Origin of the sequence: Micromonospora sp. HNM0581 (assembly GCF_012726175.1) — a bacterium.
Taxonomy (GTDB): Bacteria; Actinomycetota; Actinomycetes; order Mycobacteriales; family Micromonosporaceae; genus Micromonospora.
In genome coordinates this window covers 40,480-56,134 of the sequence record NZ_JAASAD010000005.1, presented here as the reverse complement: position 1 = coordinate 56,134, position 15,655 = coordinate 40,480, and the positions used below count along the sequence as shown (strand labels likewise).

The 15,655-nt window shown below is 69.2% G+C and carries 16 protein-coding genes and 1 pseudogene; 7 read left to right on the top strand and 10 right to left on the bottom strand.

Annotated features, from left to right (window positions below):
- A complete protein-coding gene (locus HCA58_RS08840) occupies positions 1-1,899 on the bottom strand; it encodes an ABC transporter substrate-binding protein (protein WP_169597290.1) in 1,899 nt (632 codons plus the stop codon).
- A gap of 46 nt (positions 1,900-1,945) precedes the next feature.
- Between HCA58_RS08840 and HCA58_RS08835 the strand changes: the two genes are divergently transcribed.
- The 7 genes from HCA58_RS08835 (at position 1,946) to HCA58_RS08805 (ending at position 9,200) form a co-directional block, all read left to right on the top strand.
- Positions 1,946-4,129 (top strand): prolyl oligopeptidase family serine peptidase, encoded by a 2,184-nt coding sequence (locus tag HCA58_RS08835; protein ID WP_169597289.1) that lies wholly within the window; start codon positions 1,946-1,948, stop codon positions 4,127-4,129.
- Between the two features lie 275 nt (positions 4,130-4,404).
- Positions 4,405-4,701 (top strand): DUF1540 domain-containing protein, encoded by a 297-nt coding sequence (locus tag HCA58_RS08830; protein WP_169597288.1) that lies wholly within the window; start codon positions 4,405-4,407, stop codon positions 4,699-4,701.
- 156 nt (positions 4,702-4,857) lie between these two features.
- Entirely contained in the window at positions 4,858-5,730 is an 873-nt protein-coding gene (locus HCA58_RS08825; RefSeq protein ID WP_169597287.1) for a DUF2470 domain-containing protein, read from the top strand.
- 74 nt (positions 5,731-5,804) lie between these two features.
- On the top strand, positions 5,805-6,002 hold the full coding sequence (locus HCA58_RS23140) for a hypothetical protein (protein ID WP_205808105.1): 198 nt from the start codon (positions 5,805-5,807) through the stop codon (positions 6,000-6,002).
- Between the two features lie 96 nt (positions 6,003-6,098).
- Complete coding sequence (locus HCA58_RS23430; RefSeq protein WP_240955783.1) at positions 6,099-6,992, top strand: hypothetical protein; 894 nt, start codon at positions 6,099-6,101, stop codon at positions 6,990-6,992.
- A gap of 198 nt (positions 6,993-7,190) precedes the next feature.
- The gene (locus HCA58_RS08810) at positions 7,191-7,877 is read left to right on the top strand and encodes a tryptophan 2,3-dioxygenase family protein (RefSeq protein WP_169597286.1); all 687 of its coding nucleotides are present in this window, start codon (positions 7,191-7,193) and stop codon (positions 7,875-7,877) included.
- Positions 7,878-7,949: 72 nt separating this feature from the next.
- Positions 7,950-9,200: a hypothetical protein gene (locus HCA58_RS08805; RefSeq protein WP_169597285.1), complete on the top strand. Its 1,251-nt coding sequence runs from the start codon at positions 7,950-7,952 to the stop codon at positions 9,198-9,200.
- Positions 9,201-9,216: 16 nt separating this feature from the next.
- Here the strand turns inward: HCA58_RS08805 and HCA58_RS08800 are convergent, their stop codons facing one another.
- From HCA58_RS08800 to HCA58_RS08760, 9 genes and pseudogenes are all read right to left on the bottom strand, one after another.
- Positions 9,217-9,447 (bottom strand): hypothetical protein, encoded by a 231-nt coding sequence (locus HCA58_RS08800; RefSeq protein ID WP_169597284.1) that lies wholly within the window; start codon positions 9,445-9,447, stop codon positions 9,217-9,219.
- Between the two features lie 96 nt (positions 9,448-9,543).
- The gene (locus HCA58_RS08795) at positions 9,544-9,765 is read right to left on the bottom strand and encodes a hypothetical protein (RefSeq protein WP_169597283.1); all 222 of its coding nucleotides are present in this window, start codon (positions 9,763-9,765) and stop codon (positions 9,544-9,546) included.
- Between the two features lie 102 nt (positions 9,766-9,867).
- Positions 9,868-10,899, bottom strand: a complete 1,032-nt coding sequence (locus HCA58_RS08790; RefSeq protein ID WP_169597282.1) for a sporulation protein — start codon at positions 10,897-10,899, stop codon at positions 9,868-9,870.
- Positions 10,900-11,113: 214 nt separating this feature from the next.
- Entirely contained in the window at positions 11,114-11,404 is a 291-nt protein-coding gene (locus HCA58_RS08785) for a DUF427 domain-containing protein (RefSeq protein ID WP_169597281.1), read from the bottom strand.
- Positions 11,405-11,413: 9 nt separating this feature from the next.
- Positions 11,414-11,677, bottom strand: a pseudogene (locus HCA58_RS08780) (metallophosphoesterase family protein); the annotation flags it as partial.
- Between the two features lie 76 nt (positions 11,678-11,753).
- The gene (locus HCA58_RS08775; protein ID WP_169597280.1) at positions 11,754-12,212 is read right to left on the bottom strand and encodes a hypothetical protein; all 459 of its coding nucleotides are present in this window, start codon (positions 12,210-12,212) and stop codon (positions 11,754-11,756) included.
- 131 nt (positions 12,213-12,343) lie between these two features.
- On the bottom strand, positions 12,344-13,147 hold the full coding sequence (locus HCA58_RS08770; protein WP_169597462.1) for an S-methyl-5'-thioadenosine phosphorylase: 804 nt from the start codon (positions 13,145-13,147) through the stop codon (positions 12,344-12,346).
- 31 nt (positions 13,148-13,178) lie between these two features.
- A complete protein-coding gene (locus HCA58_RS08765) occupies positions 13,179-14,564 on the bottom strand; it encodes a hypothetical protein (protein ID WP_169597279.1) in 1,386 nt (461 codons plus the stop codon).
- A complete protein-coding gene (locus HCA58_RS08760; RefSeq protein ID WP_169597278.1) occupies positions 14,561-15,610 on the bottom strand; it encodes an NAD-dependent epimerase/dehydratase family protein in 1,050 nt (349 codons plus the stop codon). Before HCA58_RS08760 ends, HCA58_RS08765 begins: the two co-directional genes overlap by 4 nt.
- Positions 15,611-15,655: the final 45 nt, after the last annotated feature.

Below are 15,655 nucleotides of genomic sequence, written 5' to 3'. Positions count from 1 at the left end.
CTACTCCCGCTCGTCCGCGCTCGCCCGGCGACGGTGCCGCAGCAGCCAGACGACCGCTCCGGCCAGCACCACCGCCCCGGCGCCGAGGGCGAGATGACGGCCGAGGCCGCGGTCACCGTCCCCGCCGGTCGCGGCGACCGGCTCGATCATTCGGTATGTGTACGTGCCGTGCTGGAAGGCGATCGAACCACCGTCGGTCGGCTGCCGTTGGAAACCGGTGAACCGGTCGTCGCGGTACGCCTCAAGGTTGTCGTACGACCAGATGACCGAGTAGACGACGTCGTCGTAGAGCAGCTTCTGGGCGGCCCTGACGACATCTGCCCGGGCCTCGGGGTCGAGGATCGTCTTCTGCTCGACGTACAGCGCGTCGTAGTCGGGGTTGCAGTAGAAGCTGTCCGACCAGCCGGCGGCCACCTCGCCACCGTCGGTGTACGAACGCTGGTCGCAGGTGAAGACCGAGAGCTGGAAGTCGGGGTCGGGGTCGACGACCCATCCCCACTGGAACATGTCGTACTCGCCCTGCCCGACCAGCTCGGTCAGGTTGTCCTCGGACATGATCTGCACATTGACCGTGATGCCGATTTCGCCCAGCCAGTCACGCACGTACTCGACGGTTTTCTTGCTCTCCTCGGAGTTCTCCCGGCCGAAGAGGCGGAACTCCAACCGTCGGCCGTCCTTGGCCCGGACTCCGTCGGCGCCCCGGGCGTAGCCGGCGGTGTCGAGGATCCCATTGGCCCGGGCCAGGTCGAAGGGACGCTGGTCGGGACCGGGGTCGTAGCGCAGGTTCGGGTAGATCGGCGGAATCACGCTGGCGGTCGCCGTGCCGTGGTTGTGCAGCACCTTCTCCAGCAGTGTCTGCCGGTCGATCGCGTGGTCGATGGCGAGCCGGACCTGCCTGTCCCGCAGCGCCGGGTGTCCGTCGCCGATCGCCGTACCCTCGACGGTCTCGGCGCCGAGGTTGTAGGCGATCTCGGCGAAGCCGGAGTACCTCGACGAGCTGGCGGTGATGCCCGGGACGTTCTCCAGCGACTCGAAGACGCCGGAGTTGATGTCGTTGAGCATGTCGATCTCGCCCTTCTTCAGGGCGTTGGCCATGGCCTCGTCGTTGGCGAAGACCCGGATGATCAGCTCGTCGATCTTCGCGGGCCCGTTCCAGTAGTTCGGGTTCGCCGCGAACCGGTAGTACTGCCCCTTGTTCGCCTCGACCAGCCGGAAGGGGCCGCTGCCCACCGGCGACTCGGTGTTGGCGAAGTCCTTGACCTGCTCTGTGGGGATGTCCCGCCAGACGTGCTCGGGCACGATCGGCAGCCCCATGCGCAGCATGTTCGGCGTCGGTTCGCTGGTCTGCACCACCACCGTCGCCTCGTCGGGCGCCTCCACCGAGGTCACGGTGGTGACGAAGTTGCCGTACGCGGTGTTCTCCTGTTCACCGTCGGTCACCCGGTTGATCGAGTACGCGACGTCCCGGGCGGTCAGCGGCTGCCCGTCGGACCAGGTGACCCCGGAGCGGATGTGGAAGGTCCAGGTCTTGCCGTCGGCACTTGTCTCCCACCGCTCGGCCAGCCCCGGCTCCGGCGAGAAGTCCGCCTGGCTGGTGCCGGTGAGCTGGTCGTACATCAGCTGGTACGCCTCGAACGCCGAGATGGTCAGGCCGACGAACGGGTTGAGTGAGTCGATGTCCTGCTTGATGCCGAGCACGAAGGTGGTGCGTGGGGCACCGCCACCGTCGTCGGCAGATGGTGCCGGTGTCGCCGTGACCGGGCCGGCGGGCAGGAACAGCGCGGTGGCGACGAGTACCGCCACCGCCACCCGCCGCGGCCACCCGCGCCGGGAACCGGGGCGGGTGATTCGGATACTGGCTGACTGGGCAGTCAGCCCATTAGGTGGAAGGCTGCTCATCGGTTCCTCCGTTGGACGGCCGGGTACGGGCCGTTAGGGTCCGGTCATGCCGGACGACACCATGCCGAACGATCTCGTCAGCCTCGCTGCCCCACCGGTCGCCCCCACCGTCCGCACCGTCCGTGAGCTGCACGGACAGCGATGGACCGACGAGTACGCGTGGATGGGTGATCGCGACAGCCCACGCCTCACCGCTCACCTGCGCGCGGAGCGCCGGCACTACGACGACGCCACCAGCCATCTGGAGGACCTCCGGGGTGCGCTGTTTGCCGAGGTGGAGCGGCGCATCCCGTCGACTGATTCATCAGTCAGTTGGAAGCGTGGTGACTTTTTCTACTACACGCAGACCATCGCCGGTAGTGAGTACGGGCAGTTCATGTCAACCCGTGACCCACGGCAGCCGGGCACGGTCCTGCTCGACGAGGCCCAGCTGACCGAACCGGGCGGCTACGTGGAGATAGGGGTCCGGGAGATCAGCCCGAACGGCCGATTGCTCGCCTACTCGGTCGACAACCTGGGCGACGAGGTCTACCGGCTCCGATTCCGGGACCTCACCACCCTGACCGACCTACCGGACTCGGTACCGCGCACCTACTACACCGGGGCGTGGAGCGCGGACTCGGCGACCTTCTTCTACACCGTCCACGACGATCTGTTCCGCCCACACCAGGTCTGGCGACACGCCGTCGGCACCTCCACCACCGAGGACGTGCTCGTCTACACCGAGGACGACCCGCGTTACGCGGTGACCGTGCACACCACCCACAGCGGCGCCTACATCATGATCCAGAGTGCCTGCCGCGACACCACCGAGGTGCGTCTGGTCCCGGCGGCCGACCCGACCGCCCCGGCAGCCGTGGTCCGACCCCGTCGTACCGGCATCGAGTACCGCGTCGACCACGCACCGGAAACCGCCGAGCTGTTCATCGTCACGAACGACGGCGCCGAGGAGTTCCAGCTGATGCGAGCCCCGGTCAGCGCCACCGACGACAGCGACTGGCGGGTCGCCCTGCCGGCGCGGGCCGGTGAACGGCTGCACGCCTGCCACGTTCTCGCCGACGTCCTCCTGCTCGACCTGCGCCGCGACGGCTTCCCCTTGCTGCGGATCGTCGACCGGGCCACCGGCGCCGAGCGGGAGGTCACCGCCGGAGTCCCGGCCGGCACCGTGCGCCTCACCCGGCCCGTCGAATACGACGCCGACGCCATCACCGTCCAGGTCGAGTCGCTCGTCGAACCACCGGCGTGGTACTCCGTCGAGCTCTCCACCGGCGAACGGACGCTGCGCCGCCGACAGACCGTCGGCGGCTACCGACCAGCGGCGTACCGCACCGAGCGGCGGCACGCCACCGCACCGGACGGCACCCGTGTGCCGTACACCCTGGCCTGGCGGGCGGACACGCCCCTGGACGGCACCGCACCGGCCCTGCTCTGGGGTTACGGCGCCTACGAATCGTGCGACGACCCGGCATTCGACCCGATGCTGCCGAGCCTGCTCGACCGGGGAGTGGTCTACGCCCTCACCCATCCACGCGGCGGCGGCGAGAACGGCCGCCGGTGGTGGCTCGACGGTCGACTCAGTCGCAAGACGAACACCTTCACCGACCATCTGGCGGTGGCCGACGCGCTCGCCGGTGACCATCCGGGCGGTCTCCCCGTGGTCGACGGCGCGCGGATCGCCACCCGGGGCCTGTCCGCCGGCGGCCTGCTCCAGGCGGCCGTGCTCGCCGCCCGGCCGCAGCGCTGGCGCGCGGTGGTCGCGGAGGTCCCTTTCGTCGACGTCGTCACCACCATGCTCGACCCGGACATTCCGCTGACCGCAAACGAGTGGGACGAGTGGGGCGACCCACGACAGCCGGCTGCATTCACCTGGATGCGGGCGTACTCACCGTACGACAATCCACCTGGCGGACCGCGACCGGCGATGGTGGTGACCGGGGCGATTCACGACCCGCGGGTGATGGTTCACGAACCGGCCAAGTGGGTGGCACGACTGCGCGCGACTGCGAAACCCGACGACGGGCCGCTGCTGTTCCGTGTCGAACTCGGCGTCGGATCCCACACCGGCCCGGCCGGCCGGTACGCCCACCTGCGCTACGAGGCCGAGATCCTCGCCTTCGTGCTCGACCTCCTCGTGTCGGACGCTGGTCGACCCGCGGTGGCGATCGGGCGTCACGGTGCAACCGGTAATGCCGACGCCGCCGCAGCTGACGGCGAATCGCTGCGGCAATAGCCGATACATTTGCAGAACGACGGCTTTCGCATGCGAATGACGACAGGCGAAGGAAAGTCTTACCTAAGGAAGGTAAGGCTATCTTCACCAGCGTGGCGACAGAAAGAGTGCGACCGACCGGGCGCCGACGACCTTTCATTGCTAGAGTGGTCGCGATTGGGGAATCAGCCGTTCGAGGTTTTACTCTCGCCTCGAAGGAAATAAGAGTCTGCACAGTCGAGTTCGCAGTGCTGGGCGATCCATCACCCGGCGACCCTCACGGTACGGAGGCACCCATGAAGACCCTGTTGCAGTCACCGCCGGTACGCGAGTGCGCCGCCACCGCATGCAGTTTCAACGACAGTGGCTGTCACGCTCCGGCCATCACCGTGGCATCGACCGGCACGGCCGCTTCCTGCGCCACCTACGTCGAGTCATCGATGCAGGGCGGAATGGCCGAGATCACCGGCTCGGTGGGCGCGTGCGCGCGTTCCGAGTGCGTCTACAACACCAACCTGGCCTGTACGGCCGAGTCCATCACCGTCGGCGCCGGCGCCACCGCCAGCGACTGCCTCACCTACCAGTCGGCCTGAGCACGGCCCCGAGAGGCGGTCGGCTCGACCCGAGACACCGATGGGCCACCTCTGGGTGAATCCACCCGGAGGTGGCCCATCTTGGCAAGGTAAGGCTTACCTACTAAGGTCACCCTTGGGCACATTCACCTGCACTTCGATGCCGAGGGGACTGGTATGGCGTTCCATCCGGCCGGGCGGCCAGCGGACCTGACACCCGCGGCGCCCGCCGTCGACGGGTCGGCAGCAGCGGGCGGTCACGCCGACGCCGTACTGGCACGCTCAGCCCTGTCCACCGCCTCGTCCCTGCGGCTGCACCTCGACGACACGGCCGTCGACCTCATCGCATCGCACGCCCTACTTCCCGACGGGACGGTGGTCCTCGCCGTCGATGCGATGACACCGACCGGTGGTCTGCTGGTCGCCGCCCGTGGGCGGCCGGGGGCGACGCGGATCGACGTGACGCACCTCATCCCTGTTGCCGCACGGTCCCGGGTACGAGCCAAGATCTACATTTTGGGGACCGCACGTCGCTTCGACCCCGCGAGCCTGGACTTCTCCGACAGCGACACCGCCATGTCCCTGCTCGACCTGCCGCCCGTCGCGCTGTGGGCGGTCGAACCGGTCCGGGTCGGCCTCACCCACGACGGCGCCGACACCACGATCGGCATCGGCGCCTACCGCACGGCCCGACCGGACCCGCTCGCCGCCGCCGAAGCCGGCCACCTTCAGCATCTCCAGCAGCGGCACGGCGACCTCCTGGGCCGGCTCGCGAATCTGCTCGATCCCGCTTTGACCGCCGCGTCGACGCGGATCCTTCCGGTCGCGGTCGACGCCGACGGCATCGTGTTACGCGCCGAGGAACCACACCGGCACACCGATGTCCGGCTGACGTTCCGCCGCCGCGCCGCCAGCAGCTCCGGTCTCGCCGAAGAACTACGTACGCTCCTTGCCCAGGCGGCGCCACACCGACAGCAGGGTTCGGTCCGCGCAGTCGACCCGCAGCGCACGGCGATCGCCGCGTGCCGGTGCGACCTGCACTCCTGGTGACCCGCCACTGATGGGCGGCCACCGGGGAACGGCAGTGGTCGCCACCGACACGCGGCGGCGTCCGGCACCGGTCGGTGGGGCACGGCGGTACCCGCCTCCTCGGCAGCGTCGCCGGTGCTCCCCGGTCGCGGTCCCTGGACGGTGACCACCACCAGCAGCACCGCCAGGACGCCGACGCACCGCAGTTGCGGACACACGAGGGCTACGACTGGGTCTACGTCCTCGACGGCACGCTCCGTCTCCACGTCCGCGCCGCCCCGCGGGCGCGCTGACCGGAGAACCGTGTGGACGCGCCGTTCGCGTGACGACGTGGCAAAGTCGAACTCGATGTCATCCGCCGATCCGCGGCCGGTGTAGGGTGTGCGCCCGTGGCGGTCCGCATCGACGTTGAGGCGTTTCGTGATTCGATCCCCGAAGCGGTCGGGAAGTCGGCGGCGCGGTTGCTGAGCGGCGGCGGTGTCGGCGAGCTGGAGTCCTCCGGTGGCGGGGTCCAGGCGGTGGTCCGCGACCGGGGCGGCTACTTCCAGCCCTGGGTGGGCATCGTCGGGGGGATCTTCATCGGCGATTGTGACTGCGGGATCACCGGCGACGACCTGTGCGCGCACGCGGTGGCCACCGCGCTGACCGCGTTCGACGTGGGGACCACCTTCTCCGGGGCCGCGACGCCACCCGGTGCCGCACCCGTCGAGCCCGACCATGCCCACTACCGTCAGGCGGCGGCGCTTCTGTCACCCCGTCAACTCACCGAACTGGTGGCGGGTCACGCGGTCCGGGACCGTCTGTTCGCCACCCTGCTGCTCGGCGAGGCGGGCATGCTCGCCACCGCCGACACGTCCAGTCTCACCGACTTCCGAGCCGCCGTCGCGGATGCCGCCGCAGCGACCAGCGGCAGCAGGTGGCAGATTTCCGACGTGGAAGCCGCCGGGCGCCGCCTCGTTGCCGAGGTCGAGATCCTGTGCGCCCATCCGGCGAGCACCGAGACGCTCACGCTCGTCGAAGAGGCCATCGTCGTCTGGGACGAGTTGTCCGGGCATCTGCGCGACGCGTACGACATCACCCGGACCGAGCCGGAGGAGATCGCCGAGCCGCTCGTGGATACGCACCGCGACCTGTGTGACCGCCTCGACCTGGACCCCGACGACGTCGCTGAACGACTGAACCGGCTGCTCGCACGCTGCCACTACGACACCGTGGACGTCGACCTCTACACCGACCTGCTCGGCGAACACGCCAAGACACTCACCGCACCCACCCGCTGGTAGCCGATCGGCGGACACGGTGGTCGCCACAACGACTCCCCCGTACCAGACGTCGGCCGTCATATCCACAGTGGACACCTCACCCACAAAGTTCTCTAACTCACTGCGACCAAGGGCTAGCGCATTGCTCTCCGTCGTTGGATGATGGCCGCCAGCGCGATTCCGATCCCCGGGGCCGGCGCAAGACGGAGGGCTTGTTCTGTGAAGCACGACCATTCACCCGTCCTGCCAGGTCACGGCGCCACCGACTATGCGCGTTACATGCGAACGGACACTCTGCTCGATCTGCAACGGTCGGCAGACGAGGCAATTCATCGCGACGAGCTCCTTTTCCAGGTGGTGCATCAGTCGACCGAACTGTGGCTGAAACTCGCGACGGCGGAGCTGACGGAGGCGAGCACCGAAGTGTCCGCCGGTCGGTTGCCGGTCGCGGAGGCTCTGCTGGCGCGGGCGACGCTCGCGGTCCGCTTGGTGACCGACCAGCTGGAGATGCTGAGCCATATGTCCCCAGTGGACTTTGCAGCCATGCAGCCCGCACTCGGCAACGGTACTGGCGCGGAGTCGCCGGGATGGCGGGGCGTCCAGGCCGCCAGCCGACAACTCGGCCGGGCGTTCGACGGACGACTCACCACGCAAGGAATCACGGTGGCGGACCTCCACCCGGCGGGTACGGCGGATCCGCTGGACCGGCTCGCCGAGGCGATGGTGGAGTGGGATGAACGAGTGTCGGTGTGGCGGGTCCGCCATTACCAGGTGGCACTGCGCACCGGTGGCTACCCCCCGGCCGGCCAGCCCGGCACCCCCGCGAACATGCTCGCAAAACTCGCCGAGCACCGATTCTTTCCCGAGTTGTGGCAGGCGAGGATCCGACCCTCCGCCGCGAGATAGTTCCGCCCGACCCCGGTGTCTCAATTCGGTTCGCCTCGAGCGAATCGTCAGGTCAATGTCGAGGGGTGGCACGTGCAGGCGTTGATTCAATGGTTGTCCGGCCCGGCTGTACCGAACACCTTTCCGTACTCACCGGTGCTGCACGAATTTCACCTGTCCGGGAAACACTTCGTCGACAAGAGCCTCCTGTCGCTGCTGGACAGTGCCCGGCGGACAGTCGCCGGCCAGCCTCCGGGCAGCGACGACGCCACCAGTCGGGAGCTCACCGACTTCCTGGACGTCGCGCTCGACAAGTGGGACGGCCGGTACGACTACCGCAGCTACCTGGCCCTGCGCCTGCTCCGGCTGCCCTGCGGAGCAGGTGAGCAGACCCTCGGCGCGCAGCCCGCGGACGCCCGGCGGGCCCGGGATCAGCTGCTCGTCCGCCTGGTCGCCGACACGCTGGCGTTCGAGTTGGCCGCCGCCGCGCACACCACCGAGCTGCTTCCACAGGACAGACCTGGACCTGAGGTGGTCGTCAAGCGCTGCCGACTGGGCATCCGGGCCGTCACCCCGGCGCTTACCCGTCTCGGTGTCGCCGACTCGATCGCCACCGGCCACCCGACCGTGGTCGCCGCCAGCCTTCACACCATCGCCGATGACCTGGCGGGCCCAGGTGATCCGTCACTACGGCTGAGCATGTTGCCGGTCCACGTCACGCACGACGAGTACCTGTTCATCAGGGTGCTCCAAGGCTACGAATGCCTGTTCGCCGGAGTCGCCGACGAACTCCGCGCGGCAGTCACCACGCTGGCCGGGAAGACGCCGTCGGCCGCCGCCGACCGGCTCGGGTACGCCAGTGACCTGCTGCGCACCGCGGGTCCGCTCTTCTCCCTCCTGGCCACCATGCGGTCCGAGTCGTTCCGTACCTTCCGCCAGTACACCGAAGGGGCCAGCGCGATTCAGTCCCGCTCGTACAAGATGATCGAATCCCTGTGTCGTGCCCCGCAGGCGGAACGGCTGGACTCGGTGGCTTACCTGTCGGTGCCGGAGGTACAGGCCCAGGTACGTGGTGGCCAGCCGACCATCGACGAGACGTACCGCTCAGCGGTGTCCGACGGCCGGCTCACCGGTGCCGCCGACATCCTGGTGCAACGGCAGATGGCTGCCTTCGCCGATGCGTTGACACAGTGGCGTCGTACGCATCTCCGGGTCGCTGTGCGGATGCTCGGTTCCCGGCCCGGGACCGGCTACACCGAGGGCACGCCCTATCTGGCAGCGGTCAGCACCCTACCGGTCTTCACCACCGTCACCACCGAGAAACCCGGCGCCGACCAGAGCTAGAGGCATCGCCCGTGAGTCAGCCTGACCCGCGTCCCCATGTCTCGACGCCGACACCCACGCCGCCCTCCGCGCCGAGTTTCCCCTGCTGGACTGGGCGTGCGGCCGCTACGGCGCACAGCTCGACGTGGTCGGCACCGGTGGTCCTCACCTCGACCAGGACATGCTCGAAGCCAGGATTGACGAGCGGACGCTGCTGGTGTGTGTACCACCGGGTGGCAGTGTTCGCCGGCACCTGGGAGGTCGTCATCGCGTACAAGCCGACCCGGTGACGGCACGAACAGGAACGAGACGGCCGATGCCCGGTGGTGGGCGTGTTCCCCACCACCGGGCATCGGCGTCGTTGCTACTTGCCGCCGGTCAGGGCGACCAGTGCGCTGGCGGTGCGGAAGTACGGGTTGCGGCCGAGATCGCCGACCGTGGTGATGTTGAAAGCATCCTTGAGCAGCTTGGCGTCGCCGTCGCTGACCCCAGCGAGGGCGGACACCGGGGCATCGACGATCTCGGTGAGGTTCTTGTCCTGGTAGGCCTTGTCGACCAGCTTGGTGAGATCGGCGGTGGCGGGCATGCACACTCCTTCACGATCCGACCGGAATATCCGGTCAGAGATGGACAAACCTGATGAATTAGATCATGACTTACTCTGCAGGTCCACTGTGGACCCTGGGCGTCAGCCTTCCTCTTCGCCGCCCTCGTCGTCACCGAAGGAGTCGAAGACCTCCTCGGCCACCATGCCGCCGACGAAGCCGAGTGCAGCGCCACCGACCACACCGGCAGCCACGGCACCCATACCGGAGCCGCCATGGTCGTCGTGGTGCTGGTCACCCTTGTAGTGGCCACCGGGGTGACCGTAGCCGGGCGGCGGGTAGCCGGCAGCGCCGTAACCCGGCACAGGCGGGGCGTAGCCGTGGCCGGCACGCAGACTCTGGTAACCATCGAGAGCCTGACGGATCCACGCGTCGACCTGGGTCACCCAGTCGACACTGTCGGCGTCGGCGTGCCCGGCACGGTAACGGCCGAAGGAGTCGTGCCCGCCGGTGAACAGACCACCGTGCTTGTCGAACTCCAGCACGACGTCCACACCGTGCTCGTTCGCGACGAAGGTCAACTCGACCTCGTTGACCCCGTGGGCGTACTGCGGCGCGGCGTAGAACTCGATCTCCTGGTAGAACGGCAGCGTCTGGTGCACCCCGGCGATGTGGCCGCGCTCGAGATCCGCGGCCTTGAACTGGAAACCGAGCCGACCGAACGCGTCGAGGATGCGCTCCTGCACCGGCAGCGGGTGAACGTGCACCGGATCGAGGTCACCCTTGTCCACCGCGCCACGAATGGCCACCTCGGTACGCAGGCCCAGCGTCATCCCGTGCAGGTGCTGCCCGTACAGGTTGGTGACCGGCGTTTCCCACGGGATCGGCATCTGGAACGGCAGCGACAGGTGCTGCCCCTCGCGCAGGATCAGGCCACCCGCGACACCGACGCGGTGGAACTCGATGAGGGCGTCGTACTCCTCCTCCGCGCCGTCGATCTCCACGCGGGTGACCAACCCGACGGTCACGTGCTCGATCTCCACATCATGGCTACCGCCAGTGAGATTCACCTGCCCACCGAGCATCAGCCCCGGTCGGGTACCCGGATTGGACAGGATCGTGTCGACGCTCGGACCGCCCACACCGAACGCGCCTAGCATCTTCTTGAACACCACGCACATCTCCCTCGACAACCGCACACACGACACGTGGCGCCTCGTGGAACTTCCACGTCGAACCCTTGTGTCGCAACACAAACGGGCCCGTCCATACTGGACTCCGTCGAGGGCGAAACCTACCAACCCCAGCTGAGTAGTTGCTGAGAGTATCCACACAACTACCCGGCGGCAAGACAGCGTCCACGACCTGCGCGGGCGGCAACTGCCGGAGTCAGCCCTCCTCGACGACCTCGACGTCCTTCCAGAACGCGACCCGGTCGCGGATCATCTCCGCTTCCGGCAGCGGCTGCGGATAGAACCAGACCGCGTCCGCGCTGCTCCGCCCGTCGTGCGCCAACGTGTAGTACGACGCGGTGCCCTTCCACGGACAGACCGTGTGGGTGTCCGATTCCCGCAGCAGGTCCTCACTCAGCGCCGAACGGGGAAAATAATGGTTGCCCTCGACCACCACGGTGTCCGCGCTCTCGGCGATGACCAGGTCGTTCCAGATAGCTTTCGGCATGTTGCCAGACTATGCCGGCTGCGGCCTACGTGGCACTCGGTGCAGAGTGACCGCGTCGAGTCGCCCGTCGGCCACCACGGCGGTGAGATAGGTAGCGTGCGGCTGGCGACGCCGGTCAGTCGGCGAACCGGGGTTCAGCAACCGCAGGCCACCAGGGGCCTCGCTGTCCCAGGGGATGTGGGAGTGGCCGAAGACGAGCAGGTCGCAGTCGGGAAAACGGGCCGCGCACCGCCGTTCCCGACCACCTGCCGGCCCGGTATCGTGCACCACCGCGGCAGGTGGGTGTCCGCCATCAGGAGCAGCCGCACCCGGTCAGCGTAACCCTGCCCGGGTGCGGACGGTGCGCCCTTCATGCCGCCGGTCGCGCACCGGACTGCTCGCCGAACAGCACACCGCCGTAAAGGGCGGTGAGGACGCGGTGGCGCAAGATCTCGTACTGCTGGCGGCAGCGTCGAGGTGGGCCCGGCGGACGGTGCTGGACCTGGCCGCCGACAACGACTTCCGGGTGCTGGAACTGGACCGCTGTCAGATCGACCTCGCGGCCGTCGGCCAGTCGATTCCAGTAGTGGTAGCCGACCTTGACGTCTTCAGCGTGAACCTCGCCGAGGATCAGCTCCCCGCCGAGCAGATCCTGAACGATCAGCGCCGTCACCCCGCACTGGCCACGTGCGGCGTTACCGGCATGCCAGTCCCGCGCATCATGCGGATCGCAGGTATCCGCTCCCCAACTGCTACGCAGCACCGGTCCCAGCACCTCCAGGTCGATCGCGACAGAGACAGATCGTGAATCGCACTCTTCGAACGTCATGCAGCAAGAGTCGTCCCTCAGGCAGGTCGAGAGTCAAGGACCTCCCCCGCCCACGGATCGTCGCCGAGCTGATCGACGCGGCCCGGGAGTGGGGAGTTGCCGTCCTGGCCGGCCACCGATAGCGCTCCGGTTCAGGGAAGTTCGAAGGGCAGGGTGATGCCGTCCAGGCTGTGCGGGCACGGGCAGCCGCGCTGCACCGGGAGTGCGGCGACCGCGTCGAGCAGCAGGCCCCGCAGCCGTCCGGTGTTCTCGCCGAAGACCCGGAACACCTCCTGCTGGGTCACCCCGTGGCCGCGCTCCACCCCGGCATCCAGGTCGGTGACCAGAGCGATCGAGCTGTAGCAGAGGGCCAACTCCCGGGCGAGGACCGCCTCGGGATGGCCGGTCATGTTGATGACGGAGCCCCCGATCGCCGTGTACCACCGGGACTCGGCGCGGGTGGAGAAGCGTGGCCCCTCCACCACCACCATGGTCCCGCCGTCGTACGCGTCCACCGACCGGCCGTCGGCAGCCGTCAGCAGACTACGGCGCCCGACCGGGCAGTACGGGTCGGCGAAGGAGACGTGCACCGCCCCCTGCTCGTAGTACGTCTGCACCCGGCCGCTGGTCCGGTCGATGAGCTGGTCGGGTACGACGAACGTGCCGGGCCCGAACTCCGGCCGCAGACCACCCACCGCGCACGGCGCGACCACCTGGCGTACCCCGAGGGACCGTAACGCCCACAGGTTGGCCCGGTACGGGATCCGGTGTGCCGGGTGCCGATGGTCACGGCCGTGCCGGGGCAGGAACGCCACCGTACGCCCACCGACCTCGGCGATCGTCACCGCGTCGGAGGGAGCGCCGTACGGCGTCTGGACGACGTGTTCGGTGGCGCCGTCGAGCAGCGCGTAGAGACCCGAGCCGCCGATGACGGCCAGTTCTGCGGTAGGGGACACGGTCACCTTCCCATCGTTCGAAGCGGACCGCCTACCAGGTCGTCAGCAGCAGGTGGTTGATCGCGAGGGCGACCGCTGCCTGTGCGGTGAGCCAGGTCCGACGGTCGGTGGCGGGGATGAGGGCGGCACCGGCCATCAGCCACCCGGTGAAGGGCAGCCAGATGCGTTCGACCTCGGCCTTGCTGTAACCGGACAGGTCCGCGGCGACGATCGCCGCCGCGGCGGCGATCGTCAGCAGCCAGCAGGCGTGAGCGGCGCTGCCCCCGGGGAGCCGGAAGCCGGAGCGCGGCCGCAACGACGAGACCACCGGCCATCCGGCGAGGGCTGCCCGGCGCAGGATGACAGCGGCCGCCGGTCCGGCGGCGACGGTCAGGATCGCCAGGTTGGCCCACACCCAGTAGCCGTACGCGCGTCGACTGGCGATGCCCTGGTAGTAGCGCTCGATAACCAGGTCGTAGCCGGTCAGCCAGTCGAATCCGGCTACCGTGAAGGCACCCACGACCAGCATCGCACCCCCGAGGGCCCACCCGACGACGGACCGGTGCCGGTGGCCCAGGATCACCACGGCAACCGCGATCGGGACCAGCAGCACCAGACCGTAGGACAGGTAGCAGCCGAAGCCGAGCAGCACGCCGCCCGCGAACCCGCCGAGCGCGCTGGCCCGGGCCAGGCCGTACGCCAGAAGCGCGACGCCGGCGGCGGTCACCCCGGCGAACAGGCCGTCGGCGGACACGCCGAACCAGACCGCCCCCGGGAACACCACCGTGAACGGCAGTACCGCCCGCGCCGCGTCGTCGCCGCCGAGCAGCCGCACCGTCTGTGGTATCGCGACGGCGGTGAGTGCCGCCGCCAGGATGCACAGGACACCCGCCCAACCGCCACCGCCCAGTCCGGCCCGGTCGAGCCAGACGAACACCAGCAGCGCGCCGGGCGGGTGACCGGACACGTGGGTGGTCCAGGAGTCCGGTTGGAAGTCGAGAATCCGGGTGGTGAAGGTACCCAGCATCGCGGGAACGTCGGTGACGCCGGGAACCTCGTGCAGGTATTCGTGACTGGTGACCAGCCGGCCGGCGATACCGCGCTGCCAGCCGTCGATCAACGCCAGCGACAACGTCCAGGCCACGGCGGTGACGTAGGACAGGACCAGCAGCCGCCGCCAGGGCAGCCGCGCGGCGAGCGCGGGTCCGCGCCAGCAAACCAGGACGGCCACCGCCACCGCCAGCGGGGTGCCCCAGCCGACGTGCGGCCGCCACTGGGCGAACAGCGGTGCCGCGCTGGCGTGCACCGGCCGCCCCAGCAGGTGCAGCAGGGCACCGACAGCGGCGGCGGCGGCGAACAACCCGACGGCGACCAGGACGGCGATCCGGTCGGCCCGGGCCGTGGTGCGCCGCGGCCGGGCGAGAACCAGTGTCCTCATCCGCGCAGCGGTGCGTCGGCGAACTCCCTGACCCCGTCGGCCAGGTGCACCGCCGCGCGGAAACCGAGTTCGGTACGGGCCCGCACCGGTGAGGCGATGACGTGGCGTACGTCGCCGAGGCGGAACTCGCCGGTGACCACCGGGGTGGGCCCACCGGTGACCCGGGCTAGTTCGGCGGCCATCTCACCGATGCTGGCCGGACGGCCGGAGGCGATGTTGTAGGCCCGCCAGCCGGTGCGGCCACCGGTGGCTGTCACCGCGGCGACATTGGCCGCCGCCACATCGTCGACGTGCACGAAATCGCGGCGCTGCCGGCCATCCTCGAACACGCGCGGGGCACGTCCCGCCGCCAGCGCGGACCGGAAGATCGCCGCGACGCCACTGTACGGCGTGTCACGCGGCATGCCCGGCCCGTACACGTTGTGGTAGCGCAACGCCACCACCGTGCCACCGGTCTGCCGGCACCAGGCGGCCGTGAGGTGTTCCTGGGCCACCTTCGTGGCGGCGTAGACGCTGCGCGGGTCCAGTGGCGCCTCCTCATCGACGAGGCCCGGTTCCAGAGCGGCACCGCAGGCGGCGCAGGCCGACTCGAACCGCCCGGCGGCGAGATCGGCGCCGGCGCGCGGGCCGGGGCGTACCGGGCCGTGTGCCGGGCAGGTGTACGCACCTTCGCCGTAGACGACCATCGAGCTGGCCAGCACGAGGCGGTGGACGCCCACCCGAGCCATCTCGGCGAGGAGTACCGCGGTGCCGAGATCGTTGCAGCCGACGTACTCCGGCAGGTCGTTGAGGTCCACGCCGAGCCCGACCATGGCTGCCTGGTGCACGACCACGTCGACGCCGGTCAGGGCGTCGGCGACGGCGTACCGGTCGCGCAGGTCGACCCGGCGCAGCGGCGCACCGGCGACCGTGTCCGGCGGTGGTGCGCGGTGCGCGCCCGGGTGGCCGACGTCCACGACGGACACCTGGTGACCGGCACGGTGCAGGGCGACGACGACATGGGTCCCGATGAAACCGGCTCCGCCGGTGACGAGTACGTGGGTCACGCGACGACGCTAGAACCAGCCGGGCACCGACGGCGGCCGTGACCG

Coding starts and splice junctions, on each gene's coding strand:
- HCA58_RS08840 (WP_169597290.1), bottom strand. CDS start 1,899: ATGAGCAGCCTTCCACCTAATGGGCTGACTGCCCAGTCAGCCAGTATC.
- HCA58_RS08835 (WP_169597289.1), top strand. CDS start 1,946: ATGCCGGACGACACCATGCCGAACGATCTCGTCAGCCTCGCTGCCCCA.
- HCA58_RS08830 (WP_169597288.1), top strand. CDS start 4,405: ATGAAGACCCTGTTGCAGTCACCGCCGGTACGCGAGTGCGCCGCCACC.
- HCA58_RS08825 (WP_169597287.1), top strand. CDS start 4,858: ATGGCGTTCCATCCGGCCGGGCGGCCAGCGGACCTGACACCCGCGGCG.
- HCA58_RS08800 (WP_169597284.1), bottom strand. CDS start 9,447: ATGACGACCTCCCAGGTGCCGGCGAACACTGCCACCCGGTGGTACACA.
- HCA58_RS08795 (WP_169597283.1), bottom strand. CDS start 9,765: ATGCCCGCCACCGCCGATCTCACCAAGCTGGTCGACAAGGCCTACCAG.
- HCA58_RS08785 (WP_169597281.1), bottom strand. CDS start 11,404: ATGCCGAAAGCTATCTGGAACGACCTGGTCATCGCCGAGAGCGCGGAC.
- HCA58_RS08775 (WP_169597280.1), bottom strand. CDS start 12,212: ATGACGTTCGAAGAGTGCGATTCACGATCTGTCTCTGTCGCGATCGAC.
- HCA58_RS08765 (WP_169597279.1), bottom strand. CDS start 14,564: ATGAGGACACTGGTTCTCGCCCGGCCGCGGCGCACCACGGCCCGGGCC.